Source organism: Saccharibacillus sp. JS10, from assembly GCF_024436065.1.
Lineage (GTDB): Bacteria > Bacillota > Bacilli > Paenibacillales > Paenibacillaceae > Saccharibacillus.
The window spans coordinates 100,039-118,720 of sequence record NZ_JANFNS010000002.1 but is presented as its reverse complement, the minus strand read 5'-3'; the positions used below and the strand labels follow the sequence as shown (position 1 = coordinate 118,720).

The 18,682-nt window shown below is 46.0% G+C and carries 16 protein-coding genes; 7 read left to right on the top strand and 9 right to left on the bottom strand.

Going from position 1 to position 18,682, the window contains the following annotated elements; all coding sequences use genetic code 11:
• Positions 1-86 precede the first annotated feature (86 nt).
• From NOM90_RS05990 to NOM90_RS05965, 6 genes are all read right to left on the bottom strand, one after another.
• Entirely contained in the window at positions 87-1,790 is a 1,704-nt protein-coding gene (locus NOM90_RS05990; protein ID WP_255940689.1) for a bifunctional diguanylate cyclase/phosphodiesterase, read from the bottom strand.
• A gap of 436 nt (positions 1,791-2,226) precedes the next feature.
• Positions 2,227-2,778, bottom strand: a complete 552-nt coding sequence (locus NOM90_RS05985) for a GNAT family N-acetyltransferase (RefSeq protein ID WP_255940688.1) — start codon at positions 2,776-2,778, stop codon at positions 2,227-2,229.
• Positions 2,779-2,962: 184 nt separating this feature from the next.
• Positions 2,963-3,460, bottom strand: coding sequence for a hypothetical protein (locus NOM90_RS05980; protein WP_255940687.1), 498 nt, complete (start codon positions 3,458-3,460; stop codon positions 2,963-2,965).
• Positions 3,453-5,045, bottom strand: coding sequence for a glycosyltransferase family 39 protein (locus NOM90_RS05975; protein WP_255940686.1), 1,593 nt, complete (start codon positions 5,043-5,045; stop codon positions 3,453-3,455). The genes NOM90_RS05980 and NOM90_RS05975 overlap by 8 nt, the downstream gene beginning before the upstream one ends.
• A gap of 160 nt (positions 5,046-5,205) precedes the next feature.
• Positions 5,206-5,655, bottom strand: coding sequence for a hypothetical protein (locus NOM90_RS05970; RefSeq protein ID WP_255940685.1), 450 nt, complete (start codon positions 5,653-5,655; stop codon positions 5,206-5,208).
• A 139-nt stretch (positions 5,656-5,794) separates the two neighbouring features.
• Positions 5,795-6,748 (bottom strand): DUF2262 domain-containing protein, encoded by a 954-nt coding sequence (locus NOM90_RS05965; protein WP_255940684.1) that lies wholly within the window; start codon positions 6,746-6,748, stop codon positions 5,795-5,797.
• A 170-nt stretch (positions 6,749-6,918) separates the two neighbouring features.
• Here NOM90_RS05965 and NOM90_RS05960 point away from each other — a divergent pair, with 170 nt between their 5' ends.
• From NOM90_RS05960 to NOM90_RS05950, 3 genes are read left to right on the top strand one after another with little or no spacing between them, the layout of a single operon-like run.
• Positions 6,919-8,424 carry a hypothetical protein gene (locus tag NOM90_RS05960; protein ID WP_255940683.1) on the top strand — a complete coding sequence of 502 codons (1,506 nt, stop codon included), beginning with the start codon at positions 6,919-6,921 and terminating at the stop codon, positions 8,422-8,424.
• Positions 8,408-9,853, top strand: a complete 1,446-nt coding sequence (locus NOM90_RS05955; protein WP_255940682.1) for a sensor histidine kinase — start codon at positions 8,408-8,410, stop codon at positions 9,851-9,853. Before NOM90_RS05960 ends, NOM90_RS05955 begins: the two co-directional genes overlap by 17 nt.
• Before the next feature lie 11 nt (positions 9,854-9,864).
• Positions 9,865-10,758: a prenyltransferase/squalene oxidase repeat-containing protein gene (locus tag NOM90_RS05950; RefSeq protein WP_255940681.1), complete on the top strand. Its 894-nt coding sequence runs from the start codon at positions 9,865-9,867 to the stop codon at positions 10,756-10,758.
• A gap of 72 nt (positions 10,759-10,830) precedes the next feature.
• Here the strand turns inward: NOM90_RS05950 and NOM90_RS05945 are convergent, their stop codons facing one another.
• Both NOM90_RS05945 and NOM90_RS05940 read right to left on the bottom strand, forming a co-directional pair.
• Entirely contained in the window at positions 10,831-12,315 is a 1,485-nt protein-coding gene (locus tag NOM90_RS05945; RefSeq protein WP_255940680.1) for a DEAD/DEAH box helicase, read from the bottom strand.
• 208 nt (positions 12,316-12,523) lie between these two features.
• Positions 12,524-13,495 (bottom strand): tRNA dihydrouridine synthase, encoded by a 972-nt coding sequence (locus tag NOM90_RS05940; protein ID WP_255940678.1) that lies wholly within the window; start codon positions 13,493-13,495, stop codon positions 12,524-12,526.
• Positions 13,496-13,766: 271 nt separating this feature from the next.
• Here NOM90_RS05940 and NOM90_RS05935 point away from each other — a divergent pair, with 271 nt between their 5' ends.
• From NOM90_RS05935 to NOM90_RS05920, 4 genes are read left to right on the top strand one after another with little or no spacing between them, the layout of a single operon-like run.
• Complete coding sequence (locus tag NOM90_RS05935) at positions 13,767-14,807, top strand: siderophore ABC transporter substrate-binding protein (protein WP_255940677.1); 1,041 nt, start codon at positions 13,767-13,769, stop codon at positions 14,805-14,807.
• Positions 14,808-14,825: 18 nt separating this feature from the next.
• Positions 14,826-15,851 carry an ABC transporter permease gene (locus NOM90_RS05930; RefSeq protein ID WP_370866590.1) on the top strand — a complete coding sequence of 342 codons (1,026 nt, stop codon included), beginning with the start codon at positions 14,826-14,828 and terminating at the stop codon, positions 15,849-15,851.
• On the top strand, positions 15,848-16,912 hold the full coding sequence (locus NOM90_RS05925) for an iron chelate uptake ABC transporter family permease subunit (RefSeq protein WP_255940675.1): 1,065 nt from the start codon (positions 15,848-15,850) through the stop codon (positions 16,910-16,912). The genes NOM90_RS05930 and NOM90_RS05925 overlap by 4 nt, the downstream gene beginning before the upstream one ends.
• The gene (locus NOM90_RS05920) at positions 16,909-17,661 is read left to right on the top strand and encodes an iron ABC transporter ATP-binding protein (RefSeq protein ID WP_255940674.1); all 753 of its coding nucleotides are present in this window, start codon (positions 16,909-16,911) and stop codon (positions 17,659-17,661) included. The genes NOM90_RS05925 and NOM90_RS05920 overlap by 4 nt, the downstream gene beginning before the upstream one ends.
• Positions 17,662-17,825: 164 nt before the next feature.
• Here NOM90_RS05920 and NOM90_RS05915 read toward each other — a convergent pair whose 3' ends face one another.
• A complete protein-coding gene (locus NOM90_RS05915) occupies positions 17,826-18,434 on the bottom strand; it encodes a PBECR4 domain-containing protein (RefSeq protein ID WP_255940673.1) in 609 nt (202 codons plus the stop codon).
• Positions 18,435-18,682: the final 248 nt, after the last annotated feature.

Genomic DNA, 18,682 nt, shown 5'->3' with positions numbered 1-18,682 from the left:
TAAACGATACAATTTGGGGTAGCTTGTAGACATTTTTCAAAAAAATAAAAACAGGATTCCCGTATTTTTCGGAAACCCTGTTTGGCTTATGAGGTAAAAGCGATTTTATTTCTTTGTTTTTCTTCCAAACGCAATTGCCGAAGCGGCTTAGGTCTGGAAAAATAGTACCCTTGCATATGCAAACATCCAAGCGATAGCAGTAATCGATGTTGCTTGTCTGTCTCGACTCCTTCGACCACTACAGAAAGTTGCAGTTCTTGCGCCATAGCGACAACTCCGCGAATCATCGCTCGACTAATCGGGTTATGCTCCGCATTTTGAGATAACACGCGATCGATTTTCAAAGTCGAGATCGGCAGTTCTTGCAGCAGACCGATTCCCGAAGAAGATTGGCTTCCCAGATCGTCCAGCGAGAACGTCACGCCCCATTCACGTAATTGAAGAAGCTGCGGCAAAATATGCGAAGCATCCAAACGTTGCGTCGTTTCATTCAACTCAATTTCGATTTTGTCTGGCGAACAACCGGTTTCGAAAAAAACTTGTTCCGCTTGTTCGACAAAATACGGATCACGAAGTGATTTCACCGTAATATTGACATGAATCCGTTCAATCGGACGTAGCAGATGGGTCGCCATGCAAGCTTCACGCAGAACCCACAAATCGACTTGTTGGATCAGACCCGCTTTTTCCGCTGCTTCGATCGCTTCTCCGGGAGGTACGCTGCCGCGCGTCGGGTGATTCCATCTAAGCAAAGCTTCGTAAGCCAGAGAATGTCCGTCTTCCGCATCGACAATCGGTTGAAAATGAAGTTCTAATTCGCCGCCTTGAAGCGCTTGTCTCATATCGAGTTCCGCTTGCTCGTCTTCGACGCGGAAGATGCTGACGCCTGCTTTGCCACCTTTTTTAATTCGATACATCGCCATATCTGCGCGCTCGATATATTCACGTAGCGAATCCGCTTCGAGGCATACGCCAATCGATAACGTCGGCGATTCTTCTTCATCCGTTAGCGGCATATCTTCTTCCCGAAACGCCTCTACTAGATCGTCTACGGCTTTTCGAACTTTATTTGCATCGTTCGTAGGCAATACGACGACAAATTCATCGCCGCCATAGCGGCACAATAACCAATCCGGTTCAGCCGCTTTGCGAATCGCGCGCGCCAGCGACTGAAGAACCCGGTCTCCTGTAGAATGTCCATAGCCGTCGTTCACTTCTTTAAAATTATCTAAATCCATAAAAATAACAGAGGTCGCTACGTCCGATAGTTCTCGTTCGTAAAGCGATTCCAATGCGCTATACCGCAAAAATCCGGTCAAATCGTCAAAATACGTCGTAGCTTCCAATTGGATCAGACCCGATACGACCGAAGCAACGTGCATTAACCGCTCTCCATCTTGATCGGTAAAAATATGCTCGCGATCCAGCGAACAGATCGTTCCGTATAGATCTCCGTTTTTCAAACGAATCGGCACGCCCAAAAAACTGACTTTGCCCATATCTACAGTAACCGGCATATCGCAAGTGAGCGGCGATTGGGTCGTATCTTCAATCATCACGAGAGCGTCTTTCTCGCCAACCAGACTGCAATAAGAAGCGGAATAAGGTAAGACGGCTCCTTCTGTAATCAGTTCTTCATCGCGATTCCAAGCACTTAAAATTGTATTTTGTCTGCCATTGTTATAAGCCATAAAAAAGGTGTTCGCATCGATAACGGAGTCCAATAGCGAAAACAGCGTCTTGGATGTGACACGAATCAAATCCTCACGCTGTTCCTTCATCGGTTTCATAAAAACCCTCCATGAGTCTTAAGATTTACTAATCATAGGTATATACGCCCATTATAGACGATAAGCAAGCAAGCGTCACTCCGCATTTCAGACAATATTTTCTACTTTCTTCGCGATTTTTCCTATTCTTTGACCTGAGAAGGTTAAATGCGCTCCAATTCAATTTATATCGGCTTAATTGTGTGATTTCATTAAAAAAAGCTCTCATTAAGAGAGCTTAGATTTTGGAGAATTTGCTTTTGCGCGGGAAGTGAAAAGATTCCGAAGAAAATTCGTTCCGGTCGCGTGTTGAAATCGGGAAAAAGGATTAAATTTTGATTGGAATTTTCCCGATTTCAAAGGCGAACATTACATTCCTTCACTGAATTTCCTTCTCCACCTTTTCACTTCTAGTTACGTTAGAATTTCTGCAAAAATATCTCTTTAGAGAACTTTTTTAAGCTTCATATTCTTCTTTTAGAATCGAATAATATGCGCTATCAACCAGGCGTCCGCCTGCAAGATGGTCTTTGCGGCGAGTGCCTTCATGGGTCATTCCGATACGAAGAAGCAATCGACCGGATGCCAAGTTCGCGGTCTCATGGGCGGCATGGACGCGCTCAAGTTGAAGTACGCGGAATGCCAAATCCAAGATCAATTCGGCCGCTTCGGTCATATAACCGTGTCCCCAATAATGACGACTAAGCGTAAACCCTAGATCGCCGCTGCGCGTCTGGTCTTCGATCCGAAATTCGATCGTTCCGATCAGTTTACCGCTATCGTTCAAGACGACTGCGTATTTACCGATCGGTTCACGCAAATAGTAGCCTGCGATCAATCGACGGGTTTGCTCTAAATTTTTGGGTTCGGCAAAAATATAACGTGTCGTTTCTTCATCAGACGTATATTCAGTCATTTGGGCATCGTCCGAAAGTTCAATCGGGCGCAGCGAAATACGCTTTCCTTTTAAATAACGGTGTTCAGCGATCATTACGGATAAATTTTTCAAAACTTCACTCTCCCGGTTTTTTTATAGAAAGCCGGTTCAAGTAAGTCTTTTTCCATTATTCACTTACTTGCCCTGCACCTTGTTGTTGATTGGATGATTGTGTGAAGTCCCTCATATCCATTTCCCCCGTTCGTCGTTAAGTTCTGTCTAGTATAGCATCATTAGAAAATGTAGTCGCTGCTTTTCATTTACGGCGATGAATAAAACGTATCTCTATAATCCGGTCGGTTTCTTTCTCGTATTGAACGCTTACTGTTTGCCCGATCAGACTTGTGCTTAATTCTGCTACTGATCCGCGATTTTGTGAATCGCCCACAATCATAGTTAGCTCGTCCCACTTTAGTTTTTTATGCGGCATAGATCCTTCAGATTTGTTATTCGACCCTTCATTTTTGGACACTTCAAGTGTAAGCGTATCTTTCTCCACACTGACCACCTGCCCGATGGCTGTCGCTTCTGTGACTTCTTCAATCTCTCGAACGGTTCCGCTCAGGCGTCCCAAAATATCTTCGCCCGGCATACTGAGCGTAGCTTGAGAACCACCCAGACCTTTTCCGTTGCCAAAAGAGGTTGTCGTATCGCTCGGAATATGCTGCGCCGCAATCATGTCGCATGCCGCAAGCATCGTCCATATCGGAAGCGTAAGTGTTGCAAGCAACGCTTTTTGCTTAAGGTTACGCATGAACGTCTTCCTCCTTGCTTAGACCTATTTTTTTGCCAAATGTCGTATTCGCAAGTAACGCTAACGTGTCTTTGAATCCCAGATAAGATAAAAGCAAGAGCAGCGGATAGACCGGATACAAATAACGCGACTTAATCTCCCATAGCAGATAAAAAGCGATAAATCCGAGCAAGATCAATACCGGTAGAACCTCCGTATACCGTCGATTTCGGATTCCGGTAAATAGCCGAACCGCAGATAACGCGTACATCAGAATACTCGACGCGTACAGCACCCATAATAAGATCGAGCGAGCCATAGAATCCCCTTGGAACAACCGGGTCATCCATGTGTCGTAGCTATAACTGCCTCCGATCGGCGTTCCGAATATTCGTCCCCCTGTCGCCGTTTCGTTTCCAATTCCGTAACGATCGATCTGATACGTTCCTTCCGTCCAGACCCAGATTAGCTTTTTATAGTACATGCTCAGCAGTTCATTCCAAGACGCGTCCGATAACTTTTCACGAATCGAATCTTTGTACAATTCTGTGCTGATTGCTTTATCGAACTTCGCTTCACGCTGATAAATCCGGTAACTTTCCATCTCATCCCAAAATCCGAACCGCTCCAAATTAATGCCCATATTCAGCCACATATAGACCGGAGCCGCGTTTTCAGAAATCTCTTTGTTGGTCACACCTGTCGCTTGAAGATAGATGGTCTGTGTCCAAGATGGAACATTAAACAACGCGATGAGCACAAGCAGGGACAGCAAAGTTCGGCGGACTCCAATTTTGACGAGATTCAATAGAAGGTAAACCGCTGCGGCGATCAAGATCAGCGCTCCGATACCTCGGAAATAATTGCCGACCGCAAGTAACAGCGCCGCAAATACGATGTCCCGAAAGTGCCGAACACGCACGAATCGAATAACGAAATAAATCGCAGACGTGAGCAAAGCTGTACCGATCACATCGTTATAGATTAAGTTCGGCATAAGTAACGACGGGATATAAAAAGCTGCCAATAGCAATACCCCGTAATCGTTGCTTCTTTTCCCGTCTCTAAGTTCCAAATAAATGAGATGAATCATAAAAGTCGTCAGTAGCGAGAATCCGATATTAAAAAGTTTAATAACGATATAGTTATCCGGGAAGATGGCTAGCAAAGTTTGGATATAGAGTACGCTTGAGAAGTTAAACGGAAACATATGCAAATACCCATGGGTATCAAAAGACGAATAATCATGGCGATACAGCATATCAAGCGCAAGGGAAACGACAGTCTGCGAATCATCCGTCGGCAATCGGGGCAGCAAAAAAATCAACGTAACTTGTAGAATCATCGAGATGCCTAACACGATAGGGACGACGATCTTGGCAGAGTAGACATTCAGTTTTCGAACAATCTTATAGCCAAGTACCGACAATCCCAATAACAAAATGAACAGCACAATCAACATGATCGGACGCTGCGTATGTAAAATCGGGTTATCGCCGTAAGCGGCAAAGTTATACTCCGCTCGAACGAACAACGAAGAAACCACGAACAAGCCGAAAAATCCGAGCAATAATCCATAAAATGCTTTTTTCAATAATTGCGGCATGGTGCATCTCCTTCTGTAAGCTTTCATTTGAAATCAGTATAGGCAAGAAATCTGAAATTCAGATGAAATTTACCGAGCAACGACGAAAAAAGCGGATCGCCTTTGCAGAAGGCAATGCCGCTTGAACCGTATGTATATTATAAGATGTAGACGCCCACACTTAACTTTCTGTCGGTTCTAAACGAATCGTCTCCGAATGTTTGCCGTTGTTCCAAATCAGCAAAAGTTCTACAGTGCCCGCATCATTGGGCTTGTATTGCGTTGTAACCATATCGCGCAGCGAATAAACGCCGTTTTCTGGCGCTTTTTTAATATGTTTTCCTCCGCTACCTGACTCAATATCTTCGCCATAATACGAATATTTCACTTCGCCGATCGGAGCAGGTCCCGAACCTTCATAAGAAGCAATCAAGCGTGCACGCAAATGCCCTCCGTCTTTTGGCATATACATCGAATACTCGGCGCTCCATGTTTTGCCGGCTCCTTCGTATTCCCGGACTTCCGGCGTCTTGACTGAATCCTGATCCGGTTTTGCGGCTTGTTGCACTGGACTTCCGCAGCCGCCAAGCAGAATGGTGATCCCCAAAGTTGCGATTAGCTTTCTGTACATATCTGTCTCCCATCTGCGACGGCTACTATAATTGTCCCAACCTCGCACCTCTTAGGTATTTGTAACCACTTTTACACGTAAAAAAACGAACCGATTATAATAAATTCGGTTCGTTCCCTATAAAAATTCAGACTTTAGTCTAGCCCATCATATCTGCTGAAAGCCATTGTTCTTTTCCGCTTCTGTGCACACAAATCGAATGTCCCCAAAATAAATCGCCATCTTCGTACCAGAATGCCAAGTCTCCGTCTTCGCTTAGTGTCAAAGACTCTAATTGCATACGCTGAATAAATATAGTCTCGCTGCATTCTTCTTCATCTTCGTCCAGCCAAGAATCGTTTTTGAGTTCTAGCAACTCCTTTGCTGCGTAACACCGCGCCGCCAGATCAAGGTTCGGAAGCTCTCCTACTATCTTTTCTAACCGATCCAATGATTCCAATGCTTGCTTCCGTTCTGATTGCTCAAGCCGAATCTCGATTCTATGCTCTCCAAATTGATATTCGCTACTAAAAACTTGGCTTTCAGGCTGAAAAACAAAAGTACCGTCTGCCCAGTCGATCGGCGGATTATCTTGAGCGGTTCGAACAATCGGAGGTGCAGGAACGACAATCTCCGCCATACCCAAAAACTCATTCTCCATCTCTTCTTCGGTTACTCCGCCCATCACCAGATCCAAGTCTCGAAAAGCGAATCCGATCTGCATCGGAGTAGCGCGCACGATATCCCCTTGATCAGACCGAAATACAAATTGCCCACTCCCACCACTCTGTTCCTTTTGTTCATAATCGATGTTGACCGGAACAAACGAAGCCGGAAAAGGAATATGCGTCCAAGAAGCGCCGCCAGACGGAAAACAACGATACAGATCGGCGCATAACCAAGACTGACTGCTATCCGCAGCTTTTTGATTTAAAATACGGATTCGTCCATCAGGTTTTATGATCGCATGTTTGGGCTGAATCACAATCAGATGGGCGTAATCCGGTGAAAAAGCGCGTAGCGTTTGGAGCCCTGTAATCTGCTGGATCGCTTCATCATCTTGGGCATAAGCTTGTTGAATCATATTTAGCATATTTGACGTATCGTAATACAAAAAATCACTCCTTTTATGTTTATTTCGTTTAAAGTTAAATGAGTAGAATTTTATCCTTGACCTATGTACGTTTAACTGCGAGAATGAACCGCCGAACCCTTTTATTTACTAAATTCCCGGCATGAAGCCGATATAAAAGAATAGCTTATTCTGTTAAGGAGAACCCGCTCATGAAAGCAATCAAAATCGCCGGTCTACTGCTGACTCTGTTGGCTGTCAGTGGATGCGGAAGAATCGCTTCACCCGGTGATCTACTGCATGCTCCCAATCTCGTCAATGAAGAACAATCGTTGTACCGCGCCGTACAGCCTTTTTTACCTGCGGGCTACCAGCTCACCACCCCGGATCAATCCGATCAAGGAAGCGCGATTCGTCTAGCCGATCTCGATGGAGACGGCGAGCCCGAATTAATCGTTTCTTACAAAAAACCGGACACCGACTACGAAGTGAATATTATGATTTTAACGAAAAAAGGCGACACCTGGCAAAAAGCCGATCAGATCACAGGCAGCGCCATGGATCTTGATTATCTAAGTGTAAAGCCGCTTCTGCATCAATCTTCGTCCGAGTTGTTACTCGGTTACGATAGCGGCGGTTCGGGGCTGCCACGCGAACTGTTCGTATACTCCTTCGTTAACGGCAAAGCCAAAGAGCTTTTTCATGAATCGTACGATCAAATTGCGGTAGGCGATTTAATCGGCAAAGGACTAGATCAAATCGCGATTGTTCCGCCGAATGCTGACGCTGAAGATCCACATTCTCAAATTCGATTGATCGGCGAACAAAACGGGGCTTTAGGTATTCTTGCGAAACGTCAAACGGACGGCTCTGTCCTGGACATGCACATCGAACCGGCATCCGCTTCTTCGGTCAATGGCCTTTTTGCCCAAGTGATGAGCACGACGCGTTCCGGTTACGGGATATTGCTGACTTGGGACAATAACAAATTAGTCAATCTATTGTCTTTGTCTCAACAATCTTATGACAAACGCTTATCTCGGAAAAGTCTAAAACTAGAACAGCCGGACGATCATCCCGATTTGTCAGCAACCGAAAATAAATGGTGGATCGATTATCCAGCAAAAAATCGCGACGTCGACGGTGACGGGATTTGGGAAGTCGCTTTGCCAACCCCTGTGCCGAGTCTGGAAAAACCTTCGGGCACTCCGCAGCTCTGGAGCGATTCGTATTACCGTTGGGACGGCAAAAGTACCATGACCTTCGTCGAAGATCGATTCTGGCAATGGGGTTACGATCTACGGATTCCAAGTCGTTGGCTTGGCAAATATGAAATCGAGCTTCCAAACGAGCAAGAAAACACGGCAAGCGAAGTTCGATTTGTATATATGACGAATGATCCAAACAATAGCGAAACGCCGAAAGCGATTCCGTTATTAACATTACGCCAAATGACTGCCGAAGCTTGGGACATGCTCGAACCGCTACTTGAAAATAGGCAAGACGAGTATGTCGTATTAAGTAACACCCGAGTGATTACTCCAGGCAGTTCTTCCCAAGTGACCATTGCATTACTGCCGCAAGACAATGCCGGTCTAACCGGAGAAGCTTTACAAAATTACGAATCGCTTCGCTTGACCCTCGATGAAGTTCGACAGCTTGCGGGTATCGACACCGACGATGAAGAGGAGGCAAGCCGCGATGTTGAAAAGTATTAGAGGTCGCTTACTGCTTCAGATCGGCTTGCTGCTTCTGACGATCGTATTGGTACTTGAAGTTGTTTTTGCGGCGGCGGTATCGACGTATTACTTCGACAGCGCCCGTCAAATTGTCCAATCACGTGCGGTGACCGCTGCCACGTTGTCCAATCAGTTTATGGAAGGCTATACGCTACCCGAACGTGCGCGTTATATTTTGGAAAATCTCGTACCGGGCGAAAGCAGCCGCGTCGAAGTGTTGGATCTGCAAGGACGCACGGTCGTCGATTCCTACGGCTTTTCTTCGGAAAAACGCGTACGTACCGCCGACGTTCGCGCGGCGCAGCAAGGCGGAGTCGGCAGCTACTCCGGTTATTCGGATGCGTTCAAGCAACGAATTATGGCAGTATCTAGCCCACTCGTCAGTTACGGCGAAGTGATCGGAACCTTGCGGTTTTCCGTATCGACCGAACCGTTATATACCGAAGTTGCTAAACTCATTGGCTGGGCGATTGCGATCGGAGCGGCGGTATTACTGCTCGGCTTCGGTCTGAGTCTCATCATCGCGCGTCAAATCGTAGGACCGATTAAGGAACTTACCGTGATTTCACGCAAAATGGCAACCGGCGATTTTACAGTAAGAGCGGTACGTCAACATGACGACGAAGTCGGTACGTTAGCGGATTCCTTGAATCATATGAATGAAGAATTGTCCAAAAGCGAAAAGATGAAAAACGACTTTATCTCAACGGTATCGCATGAACTTCGTACGCCGCTTACTTCGATCAAAGGTTGGGGCGAAACGCTTGTCGTAGGCGGATTAGACGACGAGCCGACGACGATGCAAGGTCTTAGCGTAATCACCAACGAAACGGATCGATTGATCGGTCTGGTCGAAGATCTGCTGGACTTTTCCAAATATCAAGCGGGTGAAATCAAAATGCGCTCGGTTCCGGTCGATCTCAATTTGCTGCTGCAGCAATTGGATCTCCAATACAGTTGGTCAGGCAATAAGCGCGGCGTGACTCTTCATACTTTTTTGCCGGAAGATCCGTTACCGATGCACGCCGATCTGAATCGATTGAAGCAAGTGTTCGTTAACCTGCTCGACAACGCGATTAAATTTTCTGATTTGAACGGTGAGATTCGTTTAACGGCTTCCCGCGAAGATCTACAAGTGCATGTATCCGTAGAAGACGACGGCGAAGGCATTCCTGCGGAAGATCTTGAGAAAATAGGCCGCCGCTTCTACAAAGGCAGTTCCAAAATGTCAGGTAGCGGTCTAGGGCTTGCGATCAGCAAAGAAATTGTCAGATTGCACGGCGGGCGGATCAGAATCGAAAGCGAATACGGCGTTGGAACGACAGTGACCGTCACCTTGCCTTTGGCTGTAGACGATGATTTGTCTCACTCTGGCGTCAAAGCGCATACCACGATTTCGAATGAATAAGGAGCTTATAGATGGCTGATATGAGCAAGATCGCAAATGAGATTGAAGCTTCTATCGCTTTTTTGGAAACCACTTCTCATTTTGAACCGGAACATGACGAAGACAGCCGAAACAAATGGAACGGCGCTTGGTGGCAAATGTGCGCGCTTTTTGAAATGGGCGAAGTTCAGCGTATTCCAAGCTCGGCAATCGCTCAGGCAAAAAAGCTTCTTCAGACGCGTGTTTGGAAGACTTTCGTGATTGAGCCAAGCGACGCGCCAAGCCTTGCAGCCGATCAAAACCTATGGGATTGCTGTCATTGCGAACTTGCGATGTTTTACCGCATTTTGAAAGCTTACGGCTGTGAGATTGATGAGGAAATGCCATGGATTCGAGCTTGGCTGCTGCAACATCAGCTGCCAGACGGCGGATTAAATTGCGAGCCTGAGGCGTATCTACATTCGCACAAAAGTTCAATCGTCTCGACTCTACCGCCGCTAGAAGCGATCTTGTACCATACGGATCGTCCGTTCACCAAGCGCGAACAACAGTTTTTGGATGCTGGCGCCCATTATTTGATCGAGCACCAGTTAGTCTGCTCGAAGTCTACAGGAAAAGTCATTAATGAAGACTGGCTAAAGCCTTGTTCCCCACGGTTTTTCGAATACGATCTGCTGCGCGGGCTTTCGTTTTTGGTCGATTGGTCGAAGGTGAGGAATCAGCGTCTTCCGGAAGGATTTGTAGCGGAAGCATCGAATCGGCTTGCTGATTATCAAAAAGATGGACAAGTGAAAGTTGGGCGCCAGGTATGGGATGCCGATGGCGAATGGGGCGGCGAGACTTTCGGACTGCTTGAAGACTTGCCGGGTGTTGGGGAAGTGTCGGAGATGCTGAATCGGGAACTACGTCGAATCAAACAGAAGTAAAAAAAGACCGCTTCGCTGATCGAGGATCAGTAGCGGTCTTTTTGTGATTTGTAACGTTGTGAAGGTTAGAATTTAACGATCTGTACGCGCTTTTTGCACTTTAAGCAGCTTTCCTTTAACCGTCGTATCCTGCATGACTTGCAGCACTTTGCTGCCTTTGCCATTGAGAATATCGACGTAAGTCACCGTTTCTTGCACGCTGATAATCCCAATATCGTCGGCATTGATGCCTTCGATGTTCGAGATCGTACCCACAAAGTCTACGGGACGCAATTTTTTCTTTTTTCCCCCGTTGAAGTACAACTTCATAATATCGGCGTTCAATTCTTCGCCTTTGGTCTTTTTCGCTACAGGGCGATCGCGAAGCTTTTTATCGAAAGAAGCTTGCGCTTCGCCTACTGCGTAGTCGGAAGGGACTTCGGCAACCGGCAGTTCGAAGCCGATATAACGCTCGATAGCGTTCAAAAATTTATCTTCAAAAGGCGTAGCGAAAGTAATGGCGATCCCGCTTTGACCTGCTCTACCGGTGCGTCCGGTGCGATGAACGTAGCTTTCTTTTTCCATAGGCAGATCGTAGTTGATGACATGCGTGATACGGTCGATATCGATCCCGCGCGCCGCAACGTCGGTCGCGACTAGATACCGGAATTTCCCCATACGGAACTCGTTCATGACGCGATTACGATCGTCTTGCTCCATGCCGCCGTGAATCTTATTGACCGGGTAACCGAGACGTTCCAGATGAGCGGCTGCCGCGTCCACGTTATCTTTGGTGCGGCAGAAAATGATGCAGCTATCCGGGTTTTCAACTACCGTCACTTTTTGCAGCAATGCCGCTTTCGCTTTCTCACTCACCCGGTACAGACGATGTTCGATCTGCGTCTGACGCTTATCGCCCGGCGATCCGATCTCGATATCGACCGGATCGTTCATGTAACGGTGGCAAAGACGTTCGACGTCTTGCGGCAACGTAGCGGAAAACAGCATCGTCACGCGCTCGGTTGGCAATTCGCGAATGATCTTTTCCAATTGCTCGATAAAGCCCATGCTGAGCATTTCGTCCGCTTCGTCGATCACCAGATACTTGATCCGTTCCAGATCAATCGTATCTTTTTCAATATGATCCATCACCCGTCCCGGCGTACCGACGATGACGTGATTACGCTGCATCAACTCGCGCTTTTGACGGTCGAATGGCTGTTTGCCATAGATCGCAGCGGCTTTGATCCGTTTGAATCGTCCGATATTCATAATGTCTTCTTTGACCTGATCGGCAAGCTCTCTTGTCGGGGTCAAAACGAGCGCTTGCGGACGGCTTTCTTCCCAATCCATCATTTGGCAAAGCGGGATTCCGTAAGCCGCCGTTTTGCCGCTGCCTGTACGGGATTTGACCGTAATATCGTGACCTGCAAGAGCTTGCGGGATCACTTGCTGTTGAACAGGCGTAGGAGATTTATAGCCTAACGTATCAAGCGCACGTGTAATTTCGGAACTAAGGTTGTAAGAGGCAAAAGAGGCTTCGTTATTTGAAATGGTTGATTCTGAATTTTCGTTCATAAATAGGTTAACTCCTTCAGTCTTGCTGTAGATAGACGAACATCGGATAAGCGTAACACAGATTGGAGGAAAAAGGACGAGGGATAAAAGATTATTTTTACGTAAAAAACAGACCGCCCTGACCAAAGGTAGCGGTCTATTCATGCAGCCTTAATGGAAAGCCAATTGCTTTTGAAGCGGCTTTTGCAGTAAAGCTTCGAAATTCAATTTAGGACTTGGACTTCTGCTCAAATTCCGCTAATCCCGCGCGAACTTCATCGGTAGATTTCGCTTCCATCAGTTTCGCTCGCAATTCGCTCGCGCCTCGGAAACCGCGCACGTAAATTTTGAAAAATCTTGGCAATGCTTTGAAAGGACGCGGCTCCAGATGTTCGGAGTAATGATCGTGCAGATCCAAATGCAGCTTCAACAGATCAAGCAGTTCATCGCTGCTATGCTCTTTTTTCTCTTGTTCGAAAGCAAAAGGATCATGGAAAATGCCGCGTCCGATCATCACTCCGTCGACGCCGTATTGCTCCGCTAATTCTAACCCTTTTTGCCGATCTGGAATATCGCCGTTGATCGTCAGCAGCGTATGCGGCGCAATCTCGTCACGCAGCTGCTTGATCGCCGGGATCAGTTCCCAATGCGCGTCGACTTTACTCATTTCTTCTCGCGTACGCAGATGGATCGACAGATTCGCAATCTCTTGCCGCAAAATATGCGTCAGCCAATCTCGCCATTCGTCGATTTCGGTGAAGCCGAGCCGGGTTTTCACGCTAACCGGTAATCCGCCTGCTTTTGCCGCTTGAACGATCTCCGCCGCAAGCTCGGGGCGACAGATCAAACCGCTCCCTTTGCCGTTTTCCGCAACGTTCGGTACAGGGCAGCCCATATTGATATCGATACCTTTGAAGCCTGCTTCCGCCATCCCGATACTCATATCTCGAAAATGCTCCGGCTTATCTCCCCAAATATGCGCGACAATCGGTTGTTCGTCTTCGGTAAACGCCAATCGTCCGCGTACGCTGTGCCGCCCGTCCGGGTGGCAATAACTTTCCGTATTCGCAAATTCAGTGAAAAAGACATCCGGCTTCGCTGCCGCGCTCACGACATGTCGAAACACAACGTCCGTCACATCTTCCATCGGTGCCAGTATAAAAAAAGGCTTCGGCAATTCTTGCCAAAAGTTTGCTTTCATCTCGAAAAAACCTCGCTATTTATAGAATCTTACGTTTATATCGGTTGAAAATTACTCACCTATCATACCAATTTTGAAATGAAAAACGAAATGCTATTTCAAACAATTTCTTTCATTTGGTTGATAAATGGATTTGTTTTGATATAATGAACCTCATGTGATAATGATAATCGTTATCATGATAGGTTTTTGAATCACTTTTTTTCGCGTACATAAGCATGAATGATTCGTTTTTTCAAAAATTTATTTTAAATCTATGGGGGACTTACAGATGAAAAAAACAACTTGGCTCAAATCGATTTCTGCTCTAATGCTCGCTTCTACATTGACACTGACGGCTTGCTCCAATTCAGGTATTTCAAGCACTGCGTCTCAAGCAGCTTCTGCTACAGAATCTGGCACAAGCACTACCGCTGCTAAAAAAACCGTTGAAATCACCGATGCTCACGGCAAAGTCAACGTCCCAGTTAATCCAGAAAAAGTGGTCGCGCTTGATAGCCGTACCTTCCAGACGCTGTCGGACTGGGGCATCAAACTCGCGGCTGCACCTAAAACGGTCATGCCTGCCGATTCGCCTTATGTGGCAGATGAATCGGTACAAAATATTGGCGATCACCGCGAGCCGAATTTAGAAATTTTGGCAGCGGCAGATCCAGACCTCGTCATTATCGGTCAACGCTTCGGCACTTACTATGAAGATATCAAAAAACTCGTTCCGAACGCCGTGGTTATCGATTTTAACTTTGATGTCTCCGAAGAAACAGAAACGCCGGGCGAAAATTTGGTGAACGGTCTGAAAAACGACACGATGAATTTAGGCAAAATTTTCGATAAAGAAAAAGAAGCGGATGAATTGATTGCCAACTTCGATGCTTCCATCGAAAAAGCCAAAGCGGCTTATAACGGTACCGACACGATGATGAGCGTGATTGTTTCCGGTGGCAGTATTGGCTTTGCAGCTCCGCATAATGGACGCGTCTGGGGCCCGATGTATGAAATCTTCAACTGGACTCCGGCACTTGAAATCAATAAAGCTTCTTCGGATCATGAAGGCGACGATATTTCGGTCGAAGCGATCGCGCAAAGCAATCCCGATTGGATTTTGGTCTTAGACCGGGATGCCGCGATTTCAAGCTTGGACAGTGAATCCGTACCGGCTCAAGACGTAATCGACAAAGCTCCTGCACTTAAAAATACAAAAGCGATCAAAGAAGATCATATCATCTACGCGCCAAACGATACGTACACGAACGAATCGATCCAGACCTATATCGAATTGTTCGATAATCTTGCCGCTTCATTGGGAAAGTAATCTAAGGAGTTTGGTATGTTGCTGAAAAACAAAATTTCTCCTTCTGCCGAGGCAACGTTAACTTTAAAGCCTCGGCAGGTTGCCAACAAACTATGGACGTTCCCTTTTATCCTTGCGCTTCTTGTCGTTGGTGCTTTAGGCGTTCTTTCTTTGCTTACGGGCGTGTACGATATACGGGGGCAAGCAGACGGAAAAGAAATGTTCTGGATTACGCGCGTTCCGCGAACGCTGTCGCTTATGCTAACCGGTGCCGCTATGGCGATGTCGGGGCTTGTGATGCAGTTGGTGACGCAAAATCGTCTGGTTGAACCGACAACAACCGGAACCATCGAATGGTCGGGGCTTGGTCTTCTACTCGTCTACTTACTGATACCGGCTCCAAGTTTGCTGATGCGCATGACAGGCGCCATTGTGTTTTCTTTTATCGGTACGATGTTGTTTTTCTTGCTACTAAGAAGAGTGAAACTCCGTTCTTCGCTGATCGTTCCGATTATCGGAATGATGCTGGGAGCGGTTATCTCCGCCGTATCGAACTTTGTCGGATTAACTTTTCAGATGACGCAAAATATTCAAAATTGGTATATCGGTTCTTTTTCCAATATCCAAATCGGTCGCTATGAATATTTATGGATCATTGTGCTGGTCACGATTATCATCTTCTTTTATGCGGATCGGTTGACCCTCGCAGGTCTCGGACAAGATGTTGCAACAAGTGTCGGCGCGAATTACAACCGGATTATTTTCGTAGGCACGGCGCTTATTTCACTTACGGTCGGGATCGTGGCGGCGGTGATTGGTAACCTGCCGTTTCTCGGATTGATCGTACCGAATATCGTATCGATGTTTCGCGGTGACGATCTTCGAAGCAATCTCCCCTGGGTCTGTCTGCTCGGGATGGGAACGATTATGATCTGCGATCTGCTGTCGAGAACGTTAATTATGCCTTTTGAAATTCCGGTGTCTTTGATTCTTGGAACAATCGGTTCGGTCGTCTTTATTATGATTTTGTTACGGCAAAGGAGGGGAAATACTAGATCACGATGAGTGCCTATACCCCCAACAACCTGTCGACTGTCCAAAAGGTTAATGCTACTTACTCCAAACGAAGATCGGCTCGAGCTTTTCGTACGTCAAAAGAAGCCAGAAACTACTGGATATTATTGCTCGCATTAATGGCTATTGGTCTTCTTTCTTCGTATGGGCTGCTCGTTTACCGCAATCCGGTGCCGATCACTTCGCCTTCGTTTATTCCAGTTGTCGAACGTAGAGCGGTTGCGATTATCGCGATGCTGATTGCGGCGATCTGTCAAAGTCTAGGAACGCTTGCTTTTCAAAGTATTACGAATAACCGAATCATTACGCCTTCTCTGCTTGGTTTTGAAGCGATTTATTCGACGATCCATACCAGCATGATTTTCTTTCTCGGGGCTTCGGCGTTTATTCATTTCAGCGGTGTCGATTCTTTTTTGTATCAAATTGCCGCGATGGTGCTGATGTGTCTGATTTTGTACGGTTGGCTGTTGTCGGGTAAATACGGGAATCTGCAAATTTTGTTGCTGGTGGGAATTATCATCGGAACCGGGCTACGCTCATTTTCTTCCTTTATGGGTAGAGTGTTGGCACCTTCGGAATTTGATTTGCTGCAAACTCGCCTGTTCGCTTCGGTCAACAACGCAGATGCCGCTTATTTCCCGATTGCCATTCCGATTGTCGCCTTGATTGCCACATTAATGCTTATCCATGCAAAAAGATTGAACGTACTGTCTTTAGGAAAAGAAGTCTCGACGACACTCGGCAGCAAACATAAATTCGGCGTGATTTACACGTTGATCTTAGTCTCGATTCTAATGGCAGTGTCCACCGCTCTGGTCGGTCCGCTTACCTTTTACGGATTTCTGGTCGTGACCTTAACGTATCAAGCGGCGCAAACTTACGATCATCGGTACTTGTTCCCTATGGCTTTTGCGATTGCTTTTGTCATTCTCACAAGCGCTTATTTCCTGATGTACCATGTGTTCCACGCGCAAGGCGTTGTCTCGATTATTATCGAATTATTTGGCGGCGTTTTATTTTTAATCGTGATTTTAAGGAAGGGTAGTCTATGATCCAGATCGATAATGTGAAAAAGTCGTATACGTCAGATGTACAAATAGGCCCTCTTAATATTCAAATTCCAAAAGCCGGGCTGACTTCGCTCATTGGTCCAAATGGTGCCGGGAAATCGACTACGCTCCTCATGATTGGTAGATTGCTCGATTTGGATGAAGGTCAGATTACGGTCGCCAATATGGATATCGCGGCGTCGAAGTCGCAAGATCTAGCCAAGATTATGACAATTCTTCGTCAAGAAAATCATTTTGTTACCCGGTTGACGGTACGGCAACTTGCGGGATTCGGACGTTTTCCGTATTCCAAAGGCAGACTGACGAATAAAGACGAAGAAATCATTTCGAAATATATCGATTTTCTTGATCTTACCGCGCTTGAAAATCGGTATTTGGACGAGCTTTCCGGCGGTCAACGTCAGCGCGCTTACGTCGCGATGGTGTTATGCCAAGAAACCGAGTATGTCCTGCTGGACGAACCGCTGAACAATCTCGATGTGGCTCGTTCCGTGCAAATGATGGAGCATCTGAAATACGCCGCTGCCGAATTCGGTCGCACTATTCTGACCGTTCTGCATGACATCAACTTTGCCGCTAAATATTCCGATCGAATCTGTGCGATGAAACACGGGCAGATCGCGGCATTCGGAACCGTGGCAGAGATGATGCAGCCCGAACTGCTGACTGATATTTTTGAAACGAAGATTCAGATTATCGAAGGGCCTTATGGGGCGATTGCGGTGTATTGACGGTTGTGTGATCTATTATGTTCGATACAAAAAAGCCGTTTCCGATTCGAAAGATGCTAGTGCATCCTCGGATATCCGGAAACGGCTTTTGATTATGATTTTATATCAGAATTAGGCAACTTGCTTCAGCATTTGATCAATAAATAAAAATTACATCAATTTCTTTAAGAAATAACTGTCTTAATAACATTCACCGGCTCAGGTTGTGGAACGATAAATTTAGTTCCGCTACTAGATGCTGTGATTTTTTCGATCAGAAATGTACGTGGAAAATAAATTCCATCGCTTCCTTTTTCAATACCAAGATGAATATAAGCATTTTGTTGAATATCATAAATTAAAATTTCACAGTTTATATGATTGACAACCACATTATAGTACACCACTTTGTTAGGTGACGATAAAATATGAGGGAGCAAATAGAAATAAACTAACTTGATTTTAATATCTCCAAATTTTGCTTTACCTCCTGTCGCCTTTAAATGTGCAAACGTAATTTCTTCATTCTTAATTCGATTCCAACCATTTTTTCCTTTGTAACTATTTAAGACGTTGGGCGACACTGAACCTCTAACTGATTGCTCAACTCCAACCAGGTGACAAAATTTATCTTCCTCAAACTTAAGTATGATTACATTTTCGTCTGCTAAAGTATATGTATAAGTCTTCGGATTTAAGTATTGCGCATAAAATTCCTGCAAAAGCCTCAAGTTTATTTCATCAATCTTTGGTTTTGAAGTAAGTGCTAATAAGGCAGTTGCATTAGGTATCATTTACTTGCCCTCTCTCCTTCAATAAATAAAAGACCCTGATGCCGTTTGCATCAGGGTCCAACATATAAGACTACGACGACTACAAACTCGTTTCCGTGTCTTATTTAACGTCCCCACGGCGTGGAACTGAGGGTCGCCAACCCCAGTGACCAAAAAGTCCAGTGACTAAAAACTCATTTCCGTGTCTTATTTAACGTCCCCACGGCGTGGAATTGAGGATCACTACCCCAATGACTGTTAACCAGTCC

Bases quoted from the DNA above. Each gene is read 5' to 3' on its own strand.
- NOM90_RS05990 (WP_255940689.1), bottom strand. From the start codon at position 1,790: ATGAAACCGATGAAGGAACAGCGTGAGGATTTGATTCGTGTCACATCC.
- NOM90_RS05980 (WP_255940687.1), bottom strand. From the start codon at position 3,460: ATGCGTAACCTTAAGCAAAAAGCGTTGCTTGCAACACTTACGCTTCCG.
- NOM90_RS05975 (WP_255940686.1), bottom strand. From the start codon at position 5,045: ATGCCGCAATTATTGAAAAAAGCATTTTATGGATTATTGCTCGGATTT.
- NOM90_RS05970 (WP_255940685.1), bottom strand. From the start codon at position 5,655: ATGTACAGAAAGCTAATCGCAACTTTGGGGATCACCATTCTGCTTGGC.
- NOM90_RS05960 (WP_255940683.1), top strand. From the start codon at position 6,919: ATGAAAGCAATCAAAATCGCCGGTCTACTGCTGACTCTGTTGGCTGTC.
- NOM90_RS05955 (WP_255940682.1), top strand. From the start codon at position 8,408: ATGTTGAAAAGTATTAGAGGTCGCTTACTGCTTCAGATCGGCTTGCTG.
- NOM90_RS05950 (WP_255940681.1), top strand. From the start codon at position 9,865: ATGGCTGATATGAGCAAGATCGCAAATGAGATTGAAGCTTCTATCGCT.
- NOM90_RS05945 (WP_255940680.1), bottom strand. From the start codon at position 12,315: ATGAACGAAAATTCAGAATCAACCATTTCAAATAACGAAGCCTCTTTT.
- NOM90_RS05940 (WP_255940678.1), bottom strand. From the start codon at position 13,495: ATGAAAGCAAACTTTTGGCAAGAATTGCCGAAGCCTTTTTTTATACTG.
- NOM90_RS05935 (WP_255940677.1), top strand. From the start codon at position 13,767: ATGAAAAAAACAACTTGGCTCAAATCGATTTCTGCTCTAATGCTCGCT.
- NOM90_RS05925 (WP_255940675.1), top strand. From the start codon at position 15,848: ATGAGTGCCTATACCCCCAACAACCTGTCGACTGTCCAAAAGGTTAAT.
- NOM90_RS05920 (WP_255940674.1), top strand. From the start codon at position 16,909: ATGATCCAGATCGATAATGTGAAAAAGTCGTATACGTCAGATGTACAA.
- NOM90_RS05915 (WP_255940673.1), bottom strand. From the start codon at position 18,434: ATGATACCTAATGCAACTGCCTTATTAGCACTTACTTCAAAACCAAAG.